Source organism: Halobellus rarus (genome assembly GCF_024494595.1).
GTDB lineage: Archaea > Halobacteriota > Halobacteria > Halobacteriales > Haloferacaceae > Haloquadratum > Haloquadratum rarum.
This window is the reverse complement of record NZ_JANHDI010000008.1, coordinates 19105-36442: the sequence shown is the minus strand read 5'-3', so window position 1 is coordinate 36442 and position 17338 is coordinate 19105. Positions and strand designations below refer to the sequence as shown.

Sequence of the window (17338 nt, the reverse complement as noted above, 5' to 3'; positions counted from 1 at the left end):
CGAAACGACGCCGAGTCCCGGCTACGTCTCGCCGGGCGAGAGACCGGGAACGATCCGCGAGGCGTTCGAGGAGAACGCCCGCCGCATCGCGTCCTCGGAGACGTCGAGGGTCAGAATCTCCATCACGCCGACGTTGGGGTGGGTCTCCGGGGCACCGCTCCCGAACAGGACTCGGTCGGGATGCTCCAGGAGCGCCCGTTCCAAAACGCTTCGAAAGCGGACGTAACGGGTGTCGAGATACAGGTGATCGTGGTCGCCGAGGAGGTCGATGGCGGTCGACATCAGTTCCCGATCGAGCGGGTAACCGCCGAACCCGGCGAGCACCACGGGAAAGCCGCGATCGAGGAGCGTCTCTTCGACCGCCGAAGGGGGAAACGCGCGGCCGGCACGGACGACGAGCGGCAGTTCGACGTCACCCAGTTCGTCCAGCGTCTCCTCGTCCGGGAGGCCGTCCCTGTCGGGCGCGAGCGTGAACCCGTGGAACCGGTCGTCGTAGGCGTACTGCTCGACGTCCTCGGGGCTGACGTGGTGGTCCTTCCGGGACGCGGTGAGGTTTCGAAGCCGCGACGACGCCCGGGAACCGGGGTCGCGCGGCCCGTCGATCCGCGCGAACGCGAGGAAGGGCCGGTCGACGCTCAGCCGGGCGACCGCGTTGTTGGCGCGGAGGTACCCCTCGCCCCCGGGTCGCTCCCCCGGGGAGACGACCGCCCGCACCACCCCTGCCTGGTGGAGTTCACGTTCGAGGGCCTCGGGCGTCGTCTCACGGCCCCGGCTGGCGACCTCCGCCTCGTCGCTCGGATCGAGTCGCGCGTGGAGGTCGACGACCCTGAACCCGTGGTTCAACTCGAGCATCGTCGAAGACTGTCGCGGCGACGTAAATATACCTTGGCGATGGCGGCGGGAGTCGAAGACGGAGCGCTCTCCGAGCGAGTCTCGGACCTCGACGCCTCAGAGAACGATACGAAATCAGTCACGAATGGAGCACAGGAATACGTGCGGTTCGATCACAGATAGATCGAACCGATTTAAATCGTTTTTCCGTCGCTCTAACACCACATAAACCAATATCTATATATAGAACTGCAATCGTATTTTCCCGCTGAGGATTCATAGATATGTCGACACGTATGCAGCCCCTGTACGTTCTTTCGAGTGACAGCGAGCGGACCCGCGGCGGCGACGCCCAGAGTTCGAACATCCGAGCGGGCAAGGCCGTCGCGAGCGCCGTCCGAACGACGCTCGGGCCGCGCGGGATGGACAAGATGCTGGTCGACTCCCAGGGCACCGTCGTCGTGACCAACGACGGCGCGACCATCTTAGCGGAGATGGACATCGAGCACCCCGCCGCCCAGATGATCGTCGAGGTCGCCCAGACCCAAGAGGAGAGCGTCGGCGACGGGACCACGACGGCGTCGGTGCTGACGGGCGAACTGCTCACGCACGCGGAGGACCTGCTCGACGACGACCTCCACCCGACGGTGATCGTCGAGGGCTACAACGAGGCCGCTCGGCTGGCCCAGGAAGCGATCGACGAGCAGGTGCTCGATGTCACGCTGGACGACGACCTCCTGGCGTCGGTCGCGGAGTCCTCGATGACCGGAAAGGGGACCGGCGACGTCACCGCCGACGCGCTCGCACGGCACGTCGTCGATGCCGTGCGGGCGGTACACGACGGGAGCGACCGCTTCGATCCCGACGACGTCCGCGTGCTCACCCGAACCGGCGCGTCCTCTTCGGCGACGGAGTTAGTGGAGGGCGTCGTCGTCGACGAGGAGCGCGTCCGCGAGGGAATGCCCCGGTCCGTCGACGACGCGACCGTCGCCGTCCTCACGACGGAACTCGACATCCGCGAGGGGGAGTCCGACGCCGAGTACACCATCTCCTCGGTAGACCAGCTCGAAGCGGCCATCGAGGCCGAGGACGCCGAACTCAGTGGCTACGCCGACGCCCTCGCCGACGCGGGGGTCGACGTCCTGTTCTGCACGAAATCGATCGCCGACCGCGTCGCGGACCGCCTCGCGAGACACGGCATCCTCGCGTTCGACAGCGTGAGTTCTTCCGACGCCCGCGCCATCGCCCGGGCGACGGGCTCGAAGCAACTCGGCGACGTGAAAGACCTCGACGACGCGGACTTCGGCCGCGCCGAGCGGATCTCGATCCGGCGCTTCGGCGAGGACGACCTCACCTTCGTCGAGGGCGGCGACGCGGCGAAGACCGTCACCCTCCTGCTCCGCGGCGGGACCGAACACGTCGTCGACGAACTCGAACGCGCGATCAACGACGCCGTGGACGTGACCGTCGCCGCCATCGACGCCGGCGGCGTCGTCCCCGGCGCGGGCGCGACCGAGGTCGCCATCGCCGAGTACGTCCGCTCGAACGCGGGCGGCGTGCGCGGCCGCAAGCAGCTCGCCGTCGAGGCGTTCGCCGACGCCATCGAGGCGATCCCGCGAACGCTCGCGACGAACACCGGGATGGACCCCATCGACGCCGTCGTCGAACTCCGGTCGACGTTCGACCGCGAGGGCGTCGCGGGCATCATCTCGGAGGGCCGCACCGGCGTGATCGGTGACCCGGTCGAGGCGGGCGTGCTCGACCCCGCGGCCGTGAAGCGCGAAGCGATCACAGCCGCGACAGAAGCGGCGACGATGATCGTCCGCATCGACGACGTCATCGCGGCGAACTGACGGGGAGGGAGAACCATCGGCTGCGGCCGGTCTGGTACTTTTTCACCCGGCGAGGACGACCTCGTCGCCGGGGGCGAGCCCGAACGCCTCGTCGCCGCGTCCGCGGTTGACGTCGCACTCGACGAAGCCGTGGCTGCCGACGGTCACGAGCCGTTCGCCCGCGTCGACGTCCGCGAAGGCGGTCGTGACGGGCGCGGAGACGCCGTTCACCTCGACGATCTCGCCCGCGCGGCCGTCCAGGAACGACCCCGGGACGTTCGTGATCGCGTTCCCGAAGTCGTCGACGACGAGGACTTCGCCGCGGGCCTCCCCGGCGCCGGAATCGACCGTCGGCTCGGGAAAGCGGCAGTCGACGACCGATTCGGGCGAACCGTCCGGAACGACTGACTCGACCAGCGAGACGGCGTCGAGCGTTTCGAGCGAGTCGACGCCGGCCTCGTGGACCGCGGCGGCGGCGGGCGCGAAGACGTCGCGGCCGTGGAACGTCGAGGACGCGGGGTCGTCGTAGTCGTATCTGAAGCACTCGACGTCGGGGGCCGCCTCGGACACTTCCGAGGCGATCTCGCGGGCCACCGGCAGCGACACCCCGTTGTCGGGGGCGACCAGCGCGTGCTCGCCGACGCGGACGACGAGCGCGTCCCGGTCGGTCCCGACGCCGGGGTCGACGACGACCAGGTGGACGGCGGGCGGGAAGTACGGGAGTGTCTCGCGGCACCAGAACGCGGCCGCTCGGACGTCCTGGCGGGGGAGGTCGTGAGCGACGTCGACGAGTCTGGCGTCCGATCGCTGGAGGACGACGCCCTTCATCGCGGCCGGGTACGGGGAGCCGAAGTCGGAGGCGAGCGTGATCATCTCCCTTCGTCACCTCACTCGGGATCGTCGGTGTCGTCCCCGTTGGCGTCGGTGTCGCTGACGCGCTGGATGCGCTCGATCCCGTCGGTCTCTTCGACGACGTCGACGACGGGGTCGGGGACCAAGTGCCGCCACTCCTCGTCGCGGATCATCCGCGCGCGCAGTTCCGCGCCCTCGAGGACGTCGCGGTTGAACATCGGCGACTGTCGGACCTCGACGCCCGCCTCCGAAAACAGTTGGATGACGAGCGGGTTGTTCGAGTAGGCGACGTCGAACGCCGGCGACATACTCTGGACGTGGCTCACCCACACCGAGTTCCGGTCGAGGTCCTCGATGGGAACGGCGTACGTGGTGACGTCGAGATCGGCGACGGATTTGGTCACCATCATCACGCGCTCGCCGGCCGTGAACGGATTCCGCGGGCTGTGGGAGTCGCCCGCCGACCCGATCCCGAGGACGAGTTCGTCGACCTCGGTCGCGATCTCTTCGACCATCCGGTGGTGCCCGTCGTGGTAGGGCTGAAACCGGCCGATGTAGAACCCCCGCATACCGCCTCAATCGGTCGCGTCGTTTATAAATACCCCGAGATCCGATAACCGCCGCGTTCCCGCGTTATACGGGCTGAAACAGCCGGTATCACAGATGCGCTACCGGCACACGCGAGGAGAAAGTATATCAGTCGTCCGACCCACCGTTGAAGTAGCGAAGTACTCTATGAGTAACGACACGGAAACCGACGAGAACGCCCCCGAAGAGGGGGGCGGCGTCACCGACGAGGTGCCCGAGTCGCCGCCGTCAGACGACGGCGACGGGTTCAGCGACGGCGTCGCCGACGAACCGTCCGACGGGCCCGTCGGACCCGACGAGCGCGGCGACGTGCCCGGGAGCCAGAACGGTCACTCGGAGGGGGCCGGCGAGGGGACCATCGACGACCTCGGCAGCGACGTGGAAGTCGACGCCGAGGTCGCAGAGGACGTCGACGAGGACGACCTCCTCGGCGGACTCAAGATCGACTCCACCAGCGAGATCGACGTCCCGGACCGCCTCGTCGATCAGGTCATCGGCCAGGAACACGCCCGCGACGTGGTGATGAAAGCTGCCAAGCAGCGACGCCACGTGATGATGATCGGCTCGCCCGGGACGGGCAAATCGATGCTCGCGAAGGCGATGTCCGAACTCCTGCCCCCGGAAGAACTCCAAGACGTCCTCGTCTATCACAACCCCGACGACGGGAACAACCCCAAGGTTCGGACCGTCCCGGCGGGGAAAGGCGAGCAGATCGTCGAGGCCCACAAGGAGGAGGCGCGAAAGCGCAACCAGATGCGCTCGTTCCTCATGTGGATCATCATCGCCATCGTCATCGGCTACTCGTTCATCATCGCCGGGCAGATCCTGCTCGGCATCCTCGCGGCCGGTGTCATCTACCTCGCCTTCCGCTACGGCTCTCGCGGCGGCGACGCGATGGTGCCGAACCTCATCGTCAACAACTCCGAGACGACGACGGCCCCGTTCGAGGACGCCACCGGCGCACACGCCGGCGCGCTGCTCGGCGACGTCCGTCACGACCCGTTCCAGTCCGGGGGGATGGAGACGCCGAGTCACGACCGCGTCGAACCCGGCGCGATCCACAAGGCGAACAAGGGCGTGCTGTTCATCGACGAGATCAACACGCTCGACATCCGCTCACAGCAGCACCTGATGACGGCGATCCAGGAGGGCGAGTTCCACATCACGGGCCAGTCCGAGCGCTCCTCGGGCGCGATGGTCCAGACCGAGCCCGTCCCGACGGACTTCATCATGATCGCCGCGGGGAACCTCGACGCGATGGAGAACATGCACCCGGCCCTGCGCTCGCGGATCAAGGGCTACGGGTACGAGGTGTACATGGACGACACCATCGAGGACACCCCCGAGATGCGCCGGAAGTACGCCCGGTTCGTGGCCCAGGAGGTCGCGAAGGACGGGCGACTGCCGGAGTACTCCGCGGAGGCCATCGAGGAGGTCATCCTCGAGGCGCGGCGTCGCGCCGGCCGCAAGGGCCACCTCACGCTCAAACTGCGGAACCTGGGCGGACTGGTCCGCGTCGCGGGCGACATCGCCCGCTCCGCCGACGCCGACTTCGTCACGCGGGAGCACGTCCTGCAGGCGAAGGGCCGCAGCCGCTCGATCGAGCAGCAGCTCGCCGACGACTACATCGAGCGCCGGAAGGACTACGAACTCCAGGTCTCGGAGGGGTACGAGGTCGGCCGCGTCAACGGTCTCGCCGTGATGGGCGAGGACTCGGGGATCATGCTCCCCGTGATGGCCGAGGTCACCCCCTCGCAGGGGCCCGGTGAGGTCATCGCCACCGGACAGTTGAAGGAGATGGCCCAGGAGTCGGTCTCGAACGTCTCGGCGATCATCAAGAAGTTCTCCGACGAGAACATCTCGGAGATGGACATCCACATCCAGTTCGTCCAGGCGGGCCAGCAGGGCGTCGACGGCGACTCCGCGTCGATCACGGTCGCGACCGCGGTCATCTCCGCCCTCGAAAATATGGGCGTGGATCAGTCGCTCGCGATGACGGGCAGCCTCTCGGTCCGGGGCGACGTGCTCCCGGTCGGCGGGGTCACCCACAAGATCGAGGCCGCCGCGAAATCCGGCTGTACCCGGGTCATCATCCCCGCGGCGAACCTCCAGGACGTGATGATCGAAGAGGAGTACGAGGAGATGGTCGAGATCATTCCGGTCAGCCACATCAGCGAGGTCCTCGACATCGCCCTCGAGGGCGAACCCGAGAAGGACTCGCTCGTCGACCGCCTCAAGAGCATCACCGGCTCGGCGCTCTCGCAGGGTCAAGGCGAGAGCGTCTCGGGGCCGTCCAGTCCGAGCCCGCAGTAACGCGTTCCGATGCCCCAGTGGGCGACGTTCGCCGGGTTCGCGATCGTCGTCACCGCCGGGCTGCTATTACTTTCGCACGCGTCCCGCGGCGTTCTCGACGGTGATCCCGAGACGGACAGCGGAGTGGGAAGTGCGGATCACGAAGCCGGCGGTACGAGCCGAACCGTCGTCTTCGACGACGGGGACGCGGGAAACGACCGCGCCGTCGGCGACACAGACGTCCGAGACCGCGTTCCCGACGGAGCCGAGGGTGAGGACCGCGTCGCCGACGACCACGGGAGCGATGACCGCGCCGCCGCCGACCACGGGAGCGATGACCGCGCCGACGACGGCACCGGCGGAGCGGACCACGCCGCCGAAGAGACCGACGACGCGAGCGGACGCGACGGTCGAAGCGAGGAGACCGTCGTCCTGCCGAAGTCGGGCGTCGAAGTTCAGGTGACAGACCGCCGCGGCCGAGGCGAGCGGGACCGCTCGGCCGACGGCGACCCGGCGGCGTCGAACCTCTCGACGGCGTCGCTCCTGGCGAACGTCGCCGTCTCCCAGGGTCTGTTCGGGGTGCTGTTGCTCGCGGGCGCGTGGTACGCGGAGATTCCCGCGCGGGCGTTCGGCGTCGCGGCCGAGACGGCCACCGTCGGTTCGCTCGCGCTCGGAACCGGTCTCGGCCTCGCCCTCTACGCCGCCAACGAGGCCGGCGCGACGCTGGGCGCGCGGTTCGGCCTCGGAGAGGGTGAACGACTCCGGAGCGCGCTCGCACCCGACTCGGCTGTCGGATGGGCCGCGCTGCTGTTCGTCGTCCTGCCCGTCATCGCCGGGTTCGAGGAACTGCTCTTTCGCGGCGCGCTCGTCGGCGTGCTCGCGGCCGGCTACGACGTCTCGCCGTGGCTGCTCGCCCTCGTCTCCTCGGTCGCCTTCGGCTTCGGCCACGGCGCCCAGGGTCGGATCGGCGTCCTCGTGACCGGCGCGCTCGGCTTCGTCCTCGCCGCGGCGTTCGTCGTCACCGGAAGCCTCCTCGTCGTCGTGGTCGCCCACTACCTCGTGAACGCGCTGGAGTTCGTCGTCCACGAGGGACTGGGGATCGAGTGGCCACGCGACGCGGCGTGAGTCGTCGACGCGAGTCGGCGACGTGCCGGCCAGCGAGCGGTCCGACGTGCCATCCGGCGAACGCCCCGACCGTTTTTGTTCCTCGGGCGCGCCGTTTCGGTATGGAACGCCGCACGCAGACGATCCTACAGTCGGTGCTCATCGGGTATCTAGTGCTGCTGTTCGCGTCGATCGCCTTCGATAATCCGGTGCTGACGACGGCCGCGGACCTCGGGTTCGCCGCCGTGGCCGGGTTCTTTGGCTATACGGTGTACGCGAACCGCTCGCCGTCGGAGGACGAGCGGATCGTCTACGTCACCGCCGCGGCGCTCGTCCTCGCCGGTGTCGCCCAGTTGCTCGCCCTCGTTCCCGGGTTCGGCGTCGCCGCGCTCGCGTCGACCGGGTTCTTTATCATCGGGTTCGTGGGGTACTTCCTCCTGCGGTGGCGGTGACCTCGGGTCGCCGTTCCGGCACTCTTCGGCGCTTTCGCCCCGTCTGCGCGCTCAGTTCGATTCGATCTCCCGGAGCCGCGCAGCGACGGCAGCCGGCGCACCGCCGGGGGCGTCGCGGACGCGGTGATCGGGAACCAGGAGCGGCACCGGATTCTCCGCGAACGCGGCCCGGGCGGTCTCGACGTCCGCCGAGTCGTCGGGATCGAGACCGGCCATTCGGACCACGCGGTCGAGCGACACCGTCTCGCCGTGGGGGACGTTCCGCGCGGCCTCCAGCACGCGTCGGTGCTCGGTCGGCACCGTGAGTCCGATCTCGACGTCGGCGAGGTGGTCGGACTCGCCGTCGAGGTAGGCGAAGATCCGGTCGAGCACCGGGTGCTCGGGGTCGGCGTCGTCCGGGAGGGTCTCCGGAAACGAGACGCCGACGACGCGGCCGCTCGCGACGCCGATCTCGACGGCCCGATCCAGTCGCTCCGACTCGCGGGCGAAGATCCCGTCATCCGTGCCGACGTCCATACCGAGAGTTTCTCGTCCGCAGCCTTGAACGTTCGCGACCGGGACGAGGCGACGCCCGTCGCGGCCGAGTCGAATACGGGGAATTCACGCCGACGGGCGCGACGCGCAAGCCTTATGTGCAAAAGAGTCCGTTAATGGACATAGATGAACGCTAGTGAGGACAAACTTGCCCCTGCGGTGCGGTCGATCCTCGCGACGGCGCGGGAGCGCTCCGGCGGGGCGGACCGGCTCGATGTCGACGCGAGATCGTTCCCCGAGGCTGTCGCGGCGACTGAGTCGGCGGGGCGCGTCCCCGTCGTCGCCGAGGTCAAGCCGACCAGCCCGACGACCGAGGGCGAACGGACCGACGACCCCGTGGCGCTCGCCAGAGAGATGGTTTCGGGCGGTGCGACGGCGCTTTCGGTACTGACCGAGCCCGAGCACTTCGGCGGGTCGGCGGAGAATCTTCGGCGCATCCGCGAGGCCGTCGACGTGCCGGTGCTCCGGAAGGACTTCGTCGTCCGCGAGGCCCAACTCGACGCCGTCGAGTCGGATCTGATCCTGCTCATCGCGCGGTTCCTCGACGAGGACGGAACGGACTCGCTCGCGGCGCTGTACGAGGCGGCCAGCGAGCGGGGTTTCCAGCCGCTCGTCGAGGTACACACCCGCGAGGAACTGGCGCGCGCGCTCGACCTCGGCGCGGAGATCGTCGGGGTGAACAACCGCGATCTAGGGAAGTTGGAGGTCGACCTCGACACCTTCGAACGGCTCGCCCCGCACGTCCCCGAGGACGTGACGCTCTTGGCCGAGAGCGGCGTCACGAGCGTCGGGGACGTCCGTCGGATGCGCGCGGCGGGCGCGGACGCGCTCCTGATCGGGACGGCCATAATGGACGGCGACGTCGAGGCCAATACCGAGCGGCTGACGACCGTCGACGCCGAGCGGGCGAGCAGAAGAAAATCGGCCGACGCCGAGCGGACGAGCGGAGCGGGCGGTGAGGAGGCGGTCAAAGCGGAGAGGGACGCGAAGCCGACGAGTGCGGAGTCGACGGACGCGAATCGAGGGCTCGCGAAGTCGACAGATACGACACCGAGGAACACGGACACCAACCAATGACACAACAGTACGCGGACGGGAAGTTCGGCGAGTACGGCGGACAGTACGTGCCGGAGGCGCTGATGCCGGCGATCGAGGAGCTGACGGACGCCTACGAGCGGTACGTCCTGGAGAACGAGGACGGCTTCATGGACGAGTTCCGGAGCCGGCTGCGGGACTTCGGCGGGCGACCGACGCCGACACAGCACGCCGAGCGGCTCTCCGAGCGGTACGGCCGCGAGGTCTATCTGAAGCGCGAGGACCTGCTGCACGGCGGCGCGCACAAGCTCAACAACGCGCTCGGGCAGGTCCTCCTGGCGAAGTACATGGGTAAAGAGCGCATCGTCGCCGAGACCGGCGCGGGCCAGCACGGTACCGCGACCGCGATGGCCGCCGCCCACCTAGATATGCCGTGTGAGATCTACATGGGCGAGCGCGACATCAACCGCCAGCGGCCGAACGTCTTCCGGATGCGGCTCAACGGTTCGGCGGTCAATCCCGTCACCACCGGCCGGGGCACGCTGAAGGAGGCCATCTCCGAGACGATGCGCGACTGGGCGACGAACGTCGAGGACACCCACTACGTCATCGGCTCGGTCGTCGGCCCGCATCCCTTCCCCTCGATGGTTCGGGACTTCCAGGCCGTGATTTCGGAGGAGGCCCGAGAGCAACTCCGCGAGAAGACCGGCGGGCTCCCCGATTCGGTACTCGCCTGCGCCGGCGGCGGCTCGAACACGATGGGCGCGTTCGCGAACTTCGTCGACGACGAGTCGGTGGGGCTGTACGCCGTCGAGGCCGGCGGCTCGACCCTCGAAGTCGACGAGGAGGCCGGCGTCGCACCAAACTCGGCGTCGCTGTCGACCGGGGACGAGGGCGTCCTCCACGGCGCGCGGACGAAGCTGTTGCAGGACTCCGACGGCCAGATTATGGAGAGTCACAGCGTCTCCGCCGGCCTCGACTACGCGGGCGTCGGCCCCGAACTCGCCCGCCTCGTCGACGACGATCGCGTGAACGCCGTCAACGTCGACGACGACGGCGCGTTGGAGGCGTTCCACCGACTCTCCCAGCTGGAGGGGATCATCCCCGCGCTGGAGACGGCGCACGCGTTCGGCTACCTCGAAGAGCACTACGAGGACCTCGGCGAGACCGTCCTCGTGAACGTCTCCGGCCGCGGCGACAAGGACTTAGAGACCGTCATCGAGGAGACCGAGAAGCGCGACATCGAGGCCGCCCCGTCGATGGCGGCGTTCTCGGGGGGGATCTGAGATGGGCGACGAAGGATCTGAGATGAGCGGCGAATCCGGGTCCGACCCCGTCCGCAACCCGGACCTCGAAGCGGCCTTCGCCGACGGCCCGGCGTTCGTCCCCTACCTCGCAGCGGGCGACCCCGACTACGAGTCCTCGCTCGAATACGTGGAGGCCCTCGAACGCGGCGGCGCGGACGTCATCGAACTCGGCCTGCCCTTCTCGGAACCGATCGCGGAGGGGCCGACGATCCAGAGCGCCGTCGTGCGGTCCCTGGAGGGCGGGATGACGCCCGAGCGCTTCTTCGAGTTCGTCGAGGACCTGGACGTCGACGTGCCGCTGGTGTGTATGACGTACTACAACCTGATCTACCAGTACGGCTCCGAGCAGGGCCCCCGGCCGTTCGTCGAGCGCGCCGCCGAAGTCGGGCTCTCGGGCTTCGTCGTCCCCGACCTCCCCGCCGAGGAGGCCGACCCGCTCCGAGAGGCCTGCGACGAGTTCGGCCTCGACCTCGTGTTCATCGTCGCGCCGACGACCCGCGGCGACAGACTGGAGCGGATCATGTCGCAGGTGTCCGGATACGTCTACGTGCAGGCACGCCTGGGCGTCACCGGCGCGCAGGAGGACGTCTCCGGGCAGACAGAGGAGAGCCTCGACCGCCTCGCCGACTACGACGTCCCGAAGGCGGTCGGGTTCGGGATCAAGACCGGCGAGCACGCCGAGCGGATCGTCGCCGGGGGGGCGGACGGGATCATCGTCGGGAGCGCGCTCGTCGACATCGTCGCGGAGGGCGCAAAAGCGGGGGAGCCTGCGGAGACAGTCGCCGGACGACTCGAGGAGAAGGCCCGCGAATTGAAGCAGGGTGCCCTGCGCGGGTACGAACAACGTGTGCCCCAAGCGGAACGCACATAACGGACGGTTGCCACAGAATCACATACGATGAACGCAGGACTCTCGGCGCGGCTCGACCGCGTCTCGACAGGGGGGCGATACCTCGTCGTCCCGATGGACCACGGAATCACACTGGGGGCCGTGAAGGGCCTCGTCGACCTCGAATCGACGGTCGACTCGATCACGCGCGGCGGCGCGGACGCCGTCCTCACCCAGAAGGGCGTCGCCCCGCGCGTCCACCCGAACAAGAACGGCAAGGGATACATCGTCCACCTCAACGGATCGAGCGTGATCGGCCCCGACGAGGAGGACAAGCGACGGACCGGCTCCGTCGAGGAGGCGCTCCGCGCCGGCGCGGACGCGGTCTCGTTCCACATCAACGTCGGCAGCGACCACGAACCGGATCAACTGACCGAACTCGGGGATCTGACCGAGAAGGCCCACCGGCTCGGTGTCCCGGTACTCGCGATGAGTTACGCCCGCGGCCCCGGCGTCGACGAACACGACGCCGAGAGCCTCTCACACGCCGTCCGAATCGCTGAGGAACTGGGCGCGGACGTCGTCAAGACCGCCTACTCCGGCGACGCCGACTCCTTCGAGCGCGTCTGTGCGGCGACCAGCCTGCCGGTCGTCATCGCGGGCGGCAGCCGCGGAACGGATCTAGAGACCGCGCAGATGGTCCGCGGGGCGATGGACGCCGGCGCGGCCGGCGTGTCGATGGGGCGGTCGATCTTCCAGCACGACGAACCCGAGGCGATCACCCGCGCCGTGAGCGCGATCATCCACGACGACGCCGACGTCGACGACGCCGTCGAGACCGCGGGTCTGGGACTCGAAGCGTAGGTCGCGGTGGCAGGGCGCTTTCGAGCCCGCGCGCTTATCACCGTGGCGGGCCAATCCGGGGATATGCCCGCGACGCTCGAAGTTCGATGCACCAACGACGAGTGCGAACTCGATATGTTCGAACTTCACTACACGTACGATATGCCCGACAGCGTCGGCGTCGACGACTTCGTCTGCCCGTACTGCCGCGAGAGCGATTCCCTGGAGGCGATCGAACTATGAGCGGCTTCGAACGGCTCGGCGGACGCGACGCCCCCGAGCGCCTGAAGGAACTCGGCGAGTCGATCGCCGAGAACGCGCTGGAGCGCGTCGGACGCAGTATCGCCCGCGTGCAGGAACGGACGCCGCTCGCGTACGATCTCCTGGAGGGCGACGACGCGTATCTCGTCGTCTTCGACGCGCCCGGCGTTCGCCGCAAGGACGTACAGGTGCGCTTCGTCGACCGCGAGGTGCGCGTCACGGTCGACCGGTTCCGCACCTTCCACGAGGGGTTCGAGATGCGCTTCCCCGGCCGGGGGCTCTCGTTGGACGGTACAGCGCGGCTCCCGGAAGGCGTCGCCGTCGAACCGGAGAACGCCTCCGCGACGGTCACCGAGTCGGGGACCCTGCGGGTCCGAGTCCCGAAGCGCGCCGGCGACGTCGGGGCGTAGTCGAGACGACGCCTCCCAGAACGAACCTCCGGAATCTGCGCCGCCCGTCGCGGTGAAAACTCGTTTCGGAGCTTACACCGGCAGTTCCGCGTCGGGACCGACGACCCGGTCCGGTTCTTCCGGAACGGTCCAGTCGGTCGTCAGTTCGAGTAACTGCAGCAGCATCACGCCGGTCGCCCCCCAGACGGTGTAGTCGCCGACGTGGAAGAAGTGGATGCGACGCGCGCCGTAGGTGGGGTGCTCCCGCCGCTCGGACTCGTAGTTGTCGAGATCGATCAGATCGGAGACGGCGAGCGCGACGACCTCGGCGACCTCGCGCTCGTCGGGGTCGTACGTGCGGTCGGGGACCTCGGCGACGAACGGTCGCACGGAGTAGTCGGTGACGGTCCGGATATCGTCGAGGCGGCCGACGACGCTCGTCTCGTCGGCCCGCAGGCCGATCTCCTCGTCGGCCTCGCGGAGGGCGGTCGCGCGCAGATCGGAATCCTCCGGCTCGCGCGATCCACCGGGGAAGCTCATCTGGCCGGGGTGTTCGCCGAGGTGATCCGCGCGTCTCGTGAACAGGACGTGCTCTTGCCCGTCCCGGAAGAGGATCGGCGCGAGGACCGCCGCCTGCTGTCCCGCCCCTTCGACCGCGCCCGGCGCGTGGCCCGACACCCGCGAGAGATCCATACTCGGACCCACGTAGGATCCCGGGGGGCTTATACTGTCTGCTGTAGATTCGTGAAGGATTCGGGGTCGTCCGACCGCTCCGCGGGCCACGCGGCCAGTTCGTCGTGGATCACGCGGCCAGTTCGTCGTGGATCACGCGGCCAGTTCGTCGTCGGTCATGTGTCCAGTTCGTCGTCGAGTCGCGCCTGAATGTCGTCGACGTCGACCGCTGCAGACCAGACGGCGACGTCGTACGTCACGTCCAACAGTCGCCGCATCGACTCCTCGTCCCCGTCGGTGACGGCGCGTGCCGCCTCGGTCCGAAGCCGTTCCGCGACCGCCTGTGCGGCGGCCTCTCGGTCGATATCGCGAGCGGACACGTCGAGGATGTGCGGCAGATCCTCCGCGTTCTCCGGGAGCGTCGGGAACGCCGCCGGTCCCGGGATCAAGAGCGTCTCACCGTCCTTCTCGTACCGAACCAACGCGTACGACGCCACCGCGTCCTCGACGGCGTCGGAGAGCGCGGCGTCGTCGACGTCGGACCCTTGCTTGAACGCCAGTTCGCTCAGCGCGCGTTCGAGTTCGACGGGCGTGAGCGCGCCGAAGAGGTCGACGACGCCGGCCAGTTCGTCGGACTGGAGTTCGGACGTCACTCTCCGAACCCCGTCGCGTCGGCGGCGGCGACGCCGGTACTTCCCCCGTCGACCGCGACCTCGACGTCCGCTTCGGCCGCTGCACCCACCGCCTCCGCGGAGAGCGGCGCGTTCTCCCAGGCCGGGAGGCGATCGTCGGCTCCCGTGGGCTCCTCGACGGCGGCGGCGTACTGTGACACCTGCTCCCGTTCGTGGGCGCGATCGAACCGGAAGTCGTTGAACGACGCGTCGAGCGCGTACTGGTCGACGAGCGCGGTCGCCGCCTCCCGGTACCGACTCGACAGGGTCGAGAAGTCCGGGTCGATCCCGCGTTCGACGACGCTCCGCAGGAGCGTCTCGCCGACCGAGCGGCTCATATCGGAGAGTCCCGCGGACCCCTCGACGGTTCGGTGGTCGTGTTCGTACGTTCCGAGGTCGACCTGCGCCGTCCCATCGAATCCGGCCGCGTCGAACGCGTCCCCGAGCGTCCCGACTTCGAGCCCCCACTTCCGCGGGGTCCGTATCTTCCGCGCCATCTCGGCTGTCGCGGCGAACTCGCCGGCGAGCGCGTACCGGAACGAGTCGAGGTACTTGAGGTACGGCTCGGGGTGTTCGTCGACGAGGGTACGGACGAGCGGGGCGTAGAAGAGCCGAAAGAGCCGGCCGTAGAGGTGCTCGTCCTCGACGCGGGCGTAGTACCCCTTCGAGAAGTCGTGGCCGTGCGTCAGCGGGAACAACAGCCGTCGGACGAACGACTCGTCGTACGTGGCCGTGTCGGCGTCGTGGACGACGACGAACTCCTCGGCGGTCGCGCGACCGAGTCCGAGCCAGACGTCTCGTCCCTTGCCGCGACCGCCGTCGAGGCCCGCCTCCGAGAGCAGGGAGGCGACCCGGGGACCGTCACACCACAGGAGGTCCAAGGAGAGATCGAACTCCGAGAGCCACTCGCGAACCGGGCCGACTCGATCCGCCGCGGCGCGCAGGGGAACGACGACGCGCGCGGGGTCGAGTCCTTCGATGACGCGCAACATCCGGTTCGCGGCGTCGGTCTCGTACTCGCGCTCCGTCATCGGAACGACGACCGCCGCGCGATCCGTCGGAGCGGCCGGGAGGGGATCGGCGAGGTCGTGGAGCGTCGTTACCCGCGTTTGCACGTACTCCATCGAACTGCCCTCGGGACGGGACGAGCAAAAGCGCGGGGGTTCCGGCGGTCGGGACCGCTCGTCACTCGCGCCGTTCGAGGCGTGGATATCGATCGGCCCCGTACGTGAGTTTATATCAGACGGAGCGGCCAGCGGGAGTGTGACGTGAGAATCACCCCGCGTCGGGCCGCGGTCGCTCGGCACGCCGACGCGGGGCGAGGGCGACGGCGCTGCGAGGACGTCGTCGCCGGCGGTGTGCCGACTGTTCGCCACACGTGACGGCCGACAGTCGAATCGCCGTCACTCGCGGGTCGCCGACTGCGGCAGGCGACCGCTCCGCTGGAGGACGAGGAGGGCGGCGACGACGACCGCCAGTCCGAGTGCCAACTGCGTGAAGATGAGGTCGTAGGCGAGTCCGGCCTCCCGCAGCGCGCCGACGGCCGAGGAGCCGCTGGCTTGGAGGACCATCATCCCGCCGGAGTACCACGCGTACGCGCTCGCTCGCGTTCCATCGGGGAGCGTATCGAGCAGGTACGTGTCGATCGCCGGGAACAGGCTGTGGAGCACGTACCCGATCAGGGCCGTCAGAACGATCAGGGGGACGAGACCGGACGTGACCGTCAGCGCGAGGACGCAGACCGTGAACGATCCGATGATGGTCAGGATGTAGGGCACGCGAGGGAGCGTATCGGCCAGCCGTCCCGACACGAAGAACGCCGGCACTCCGGCGGCGAAGATCACGGTGAGGAGGTTCTTCGAGGCCGTGGCCGAGAGCCCTTTAGTCCCCATATACAGTTCGTAGAAGTTGAACAGGCCCTGCCAGACGAACCCGGTCGCGCCCACGACGACGACGCTGAGTAACACGACCCGCCACTCGGCACGGATCGCCCCGATCAGGTCTCGGTCCTCGGAGCCGGCCTCGGGGAGCTCCGTCGACCGGGCGGTGAAGAACAGCGTGATCGTGACGAGCGCGGCCACGGCGGCGATGCAGACGAACACGATCCGCCAGTCGACGAACAGAGTGAGGACGAGCGTGACGAGCGGCGCGGCCGCGACGGCCGCGAGTTGGCTCGTCATCCCGTGGACGCCCAGCGCCCAGCCGACGCGCTCGGGGTAGAGTTCGCTGACGAGCGGGTTGGCGGCGACGAAGTAACTCCCGGAGGCGAGCCCCATACACAGCGCGCCGACGGCGACCATCGAGACAGACGTCGCGCTCGCGATGAACGCCGCCGCGCCCGTGAGGATCACGCCGGTCCCCAGTATCACCCGATGGCGCGGGACTCGCGTGAGAAGCCATCCGGTCGGGACGCGGAGCAGCGCACTGCCCAGCCACGCGAGGGTCGCGATGAGGCCCGCCGTTCCCTCCCCGATCTGAAACACCGCGATGAACTCCTGGAGCAGCGGCGCGAAGACCACTCTCCCGAGGTTCACCAGGAAGATCATCGAACAGAGCGTACCGAAGAGCCGTCCCCGAGACACGGGCGGATTTGACCGTCGGCGCGTTCAACTGTTGCGGTCCGGGGCGGACCTACAACAGTCCTTATACCCTGCAGGCCCAAGGGCGACGTGATTATGAAGTCGACGCGGAAGGGGCTACGGGACGGGGAGTTGGAGAAGGACACGTACGGACGACTGAACTGCGCCGAGTGCGGTGAGACGCTGAACACGGAGAACGATCCGGACGAGGTGTACACGGTTCGACGGTGCGTCGACTGCGAGCGCGAGTGGAAGGAACTCCGGTAG

18 protein-coding genes and 1 pseudogene are annotated in these 17338 nt (G+C 68.6%); 11 read left to right on the top strand and 8 right to left on the bottom strand.

Annotated elements, in window-relative coordinates:
• Positions 1-21: 21 nt before the first annotated feature.
• Positions 22-852: an amidohydrolase family protein gene (locus NO876_RS09985; RefSeq protein ID WP_256421536.1), complete on the bottom strand. Its 831-nt coding sequence runs from the start codon at positions 850-852 to the stop codon at positions 22-24.
• A 263-nt stretch (positions 853-1115) separates the two neighbouring features.
• Between NO876_RS09985 and thsA the strand changes: the two genes are divergently transcribed.
• Positions 1116-2684, top strand: a complete 1569-nt coding sequence (thsA, locus tag NO876_RS09980) for a thermosome subunit alpha (RefSeq protein WP_256421535.1) — start codon at positions 1116-1118, stop codon at positions 2682-2684.
• Between the two features lie 42 nt (positions 2685-2726).
• Here thsA and NO876_RS09975 read toward each other — a convergent pair whose 3' ends face one another.
• Together NO876_RS09975 and NO876_RS09970 are read right to left on the bottom strand one after the other, a co-directional pair.
• Positions 2727-3536 carry an SAM hydrolase/SAM-dependent halogenase family protein gene (locus NO876_RS09975; protein ID WP_256421534.1) on the bottom strand — a complete coding sequence of 270 codons (810 nt, stop codon included), beginning with the start codon at positions 3534-3536 and terminating at the stop codon, positions 2727-2729.
• A 14-nt stretch (positions 3537-3550) separates the two neighbouring features.
• Positions 3551-4084 (bottom strand): nicotinamide-nucleotide adenylyltransferase, encoded by a 534-nt coding sequence (locus NO876_RS09970; RefSeq protein ID WP_256421533.1) that lies wholly within the window; start codon positions 4082-4084, stop codon positions 3551-3553.
• 166 nt (positions 4085-4250) lie between these two features.
• Here NO876_RS09970 and lonB point away from each other — a divergent pair, with 166 nt between their 5' ends.
• From lonB to NO876_RS09955, 3 genes are all read left to right on the top strand, one after another.
• The gene (lonB, locus tag NO876_RS09965) at positions 4251-6416 is read left to right on the top strand and encodes an ATP-dependent protease LonB (protein WP_256421532.1); all 2166 of its coding nucleotides are present in this window, start codon (positions 4251-4253) and stop codon (positions 6414-6416) included.
• Between the two features lie 9 nt (positions 6417-6425).
• Positions 6426-7520 carry a CPBP family intramembrane glutamic endopeptidase gene (locus NO876_RS09960; protein WP_256421531.1) on the top strand — a complete coding sequence of 365 codons (1095 nt, stop codon included), beginning with the start codon at positions 6426-6428 and terminating at the stop codon, positions 7518-7520.
• Between the two features lie 101 nt (positions 7521-7621).
• Positions 7622-7951, top strand: coding sequence for a hypothetical protein (locus tag NO876_RS09955; protein ID WP_256421530.1), 330 nt, complete (start codon positions 7622-7624; stop codon positions 7949-7951).
• 51 nt (positions 7952-8002) lie between these two features.
• Here the strand turns inward: NO876_RS09955 and NO876_RS09950 are convergent, their stop codons facing one another.
• Positions 8003-8467: an MGMT family protein gene (locus NO876_RS09950; protein ID WP_256421529.1), complete on the bottom strand. Its 465-nt coding sequence runs from the start codon at positions 8465-8467 to the stop codon at positions 8003-8005.
• 144 nt (positions 8468-8611) lie between these two features.
• Between NO876_RS09950 and trpC the strand changes: the two genes are divergently transcribed.
• From trpC to NO876_RS09920, 6 genes and pseudogenes are all read left to right on the top strand, one after another.
• Positions 8612-9562 (top strand): indole-3-glycerol phosphate synthase, encoded by a 951-nt coding sequence (gene trpC, locus NO876_RS09945; RefSeq protein WP_345780745.1) that lies wholly within the window; start codon positions 8612-8614, stop codon positions 9560-9562.
• A complete protein-coding gene (gene trpB, locus NO876_RS09940) occupies positions 9559-10806 on the top strand; it encodes a tryptophan synthase subunit beta (RefSeq protein WP_256421528.1) in 1248 nt (415 codons plus the stop codon). Before trpC ends, trpB begins: the two co-directional genes overlap by 4 nt.
• Positions 10807-10828: 22 nt before the next feature.
• On the top strand, positions 10829-11698 hold the full coding sequence (trpA, locus tag NO876_RS09935; RefSeq protein ID WP_256421730.1) for a tryptophan synthase subunit alpha: 870 nt from the start codon (positions 10829-10831) through the stop codon (positions 11696-11698).
• 27 nt (positions 11699-11725) lie between these two features.
• Positions 11726-12520: a 2-amino-3,7-dideoxy-D-threo-hept-6-ulosonate synthase gene (locus NO876_RS09930; RefSeq protein ID WP_256421527.1), complete on the top strand. Its 795-nt coding sequence runs from the start codon at positions 11726-11728 to the stop codon at positions 12518-12520.
• Between the two features lie 63 nt (positions 12521-12583).
• Positions 12584-12742, top strand: a complete 159-nt coding sequence (locus NO876_RS09925) for a DUF7559 family protein (RefSeq protein ID WP_256421526.1) — start codon at positions 12584-12586, stop codon at positions 12740-12742.
• Positions 12739-13161: pseudogene (locus tag NO876_RS09920) on the top strand (Hsp20/alpha crystallin family protein); the annotation flags it as partial. The gene NO876_RS09925 and the pseudogene NO876_RS09920, both read left to right, overlap by 4 nt.
• An 81-nt stretch (positions 13162-13242) precedes the next feature.
• Here the strand turns inward: NO876_RS09920 and NO876_RS09915 are convergent.
• The 4 genes from NO876_RS09915 to NO876_RS09900 form a co-directional block, all read right to left on the bottom strand.
• Complete coding sequence (locus NO876_RS09915; RefSeq protein ID WP_256421525.1) at positions 13243-13842, bottom strand: NUDIX hydrolase; 600 nt, start codon at positions 13840-13842, stop codon at positions 13243-13245.
• A gap of 155 nt (positions 13843-13997) precedes the next feature.
• Entirely contained in the window at positions 13998-14474 is a 477-nt protein-coding gene (locus NO876_RS09910) for a DUF7109 family protein (protein ID WP_256421524.1), read from the bottom strand.
• Positions 14471-15616 carry a glycosyltransferase family protein gene (locus NO876_RS09905; RefSeq protein WP_256421523.1) on the bottom strand — a complete coding sequence of 382 codons (1146 nt, stop codon included), beginning with the start codon at positions 15614-15616 and terminating at the stop codon, positions 14471-14473. Before NO876_RS09905 ends, NO876_RS09910 begins: the two co-directional genes overlap by 4 nt.
• 279 nt (positions 15617-15895) lie before the next feature.
• Positions 15896-17038: an MFS transporter gene (locus tag NO876_RS09900; protein WP_256421729.1), complete on the bottom strand. Its 1143-nt coding sequence runs from the start codon at positions 17036-17038 to the stop codon at positions 15896-15898.
• A 129-nt stretch (positions 17039-17167) separates the two neighbouring features.
• Between NO876_RS09900 and NO876_RS09895 the strand changes: the two genes are divergently transcribed.
• Complete coding sequence (locus tag NO876_RS09895) at positions 17168-17338, top strand: HVO_0758 family zinc finger protein (RefSeq protein ID WP_256421522.1); 171 nt, start codon at positions 17168-17170, stop codon at positions 17336-17338.

Bases quoted from the DNA above. Each gene is read 5' to 3' on its own strand.
- trpA (WP_256421730.1), top strand. From the start codon at position 10,829: ATGAGCGGCGAATCCGGGTCCGACCCCGTCCGCAACCCGGACCTCGAA.
- NO876_RS09905 (WP_256421523.1), bottom strand. From the start codon at position 15,616: ATGGAGTACGTGCAAACGCGGGTAACGACGCTCCACGACCTCGCCGAT.
- trpB (WP_256421528.1), top strand. From the start codon at position 9,559: ATGACACAACAGTACGCGGACGGGAAGTTCGGCGAGTACGGCGGACAG.
- NO876_RS09975 (WP_256421534.1), bottom strand. From the start codon at position 3,536: ATGATCACGCTCGCCTCCGACTTCGGCTCCCCGTACCCGGCCGCGATG.
- NO876_RS09970 (WP_256421533.1), bottom strand. From the start codon at position 4,084: ATGCGGGGGTTCTACATCGGCCGGTTTCAGCCCTACCACGACGGGCAC.
- NO876_RS09895 (WP_256421522.1), top strand. From the start codon at position 17,168: ATGAAGTCGACGCGGAAGGGGCTACGGGACGGGGAGTTGGAGAAGGAC.
- NO876_RS09960 (WP_256421531.1), top strand. From the start codon at position 6,426: ATGCCCCAGTGGGCGACGTTCGCCGGGTTCGCGATCGTCGTCACCGCC.
- NO876_RS09930 (WP_256421527.1), top strand. From the start codon at position 11,726: ATGAACGCAGGACTCTCGGCGCGGCTCGACCGCGTCTCGACAGGGGGG.
- thsA (WP_256421535.1), top strand. From the start codon at position 1,116: ATGTCGACACGTATGCAGCCCCTGTACGTTCTTTCGAGTGACAGCGAG.
- NO876_RS09985 (WP_256421536.1), bottom strand. From the start codon at position 852: ATGCTCGAGTTGAACCACGGGTTCAGGGTCGTCGACCTCCACGCGCGA.
- NO876_RS09900 (WP_256421729.1), bottom strand. From the start codon at position 17,038: ATGATCTTCCTGGTGAACCTCGGGAGAGTGGTCTTCGCGCCGCTGCTC.
- trpC (WP_345780745.1), top strand. From the start codon at position 8,612: ATGAACGCTAGTGAGGACAAACTTGCCCCTGCGGTGCGGTCGATCCTC.
- NO876_RS09915 (WP_256421525.1), bottom strand. From the start codon at position 13,842: ATGGATCTCTCGCGGGTGTCGGGCCACGCGCCGGGCGCGGTCGAAGGG.
- lonB (WP_256421532.1), top strand. From the start codon at position 4,251: ATGAGTAACGACACGGAAACCGACGAGAACGCCCCCGAAGAGGGGGGC.
- NO876_RS09950 (WP_256421529.1), bottom strand. From the start codon at position 8,467: ATGGACGTCGGCACGGATGACGGGATCTTCGCCCGCGAGTCGGAGCGA.
- NO876_RS09955 (WP_256421530.1), top strand. From the start codon at position 7,622: ATGGAACGCCGCACGCAGACGATCCTACAGTCGGTGCTCATCGGGTAT.
- NO876_RS09925 (WP_256421526.1), top strand. From the start codon at position 12,584: ATGCCCGCGACGCTCGAAGTTCGATGCACCAACGACGAGTGCGAACTC.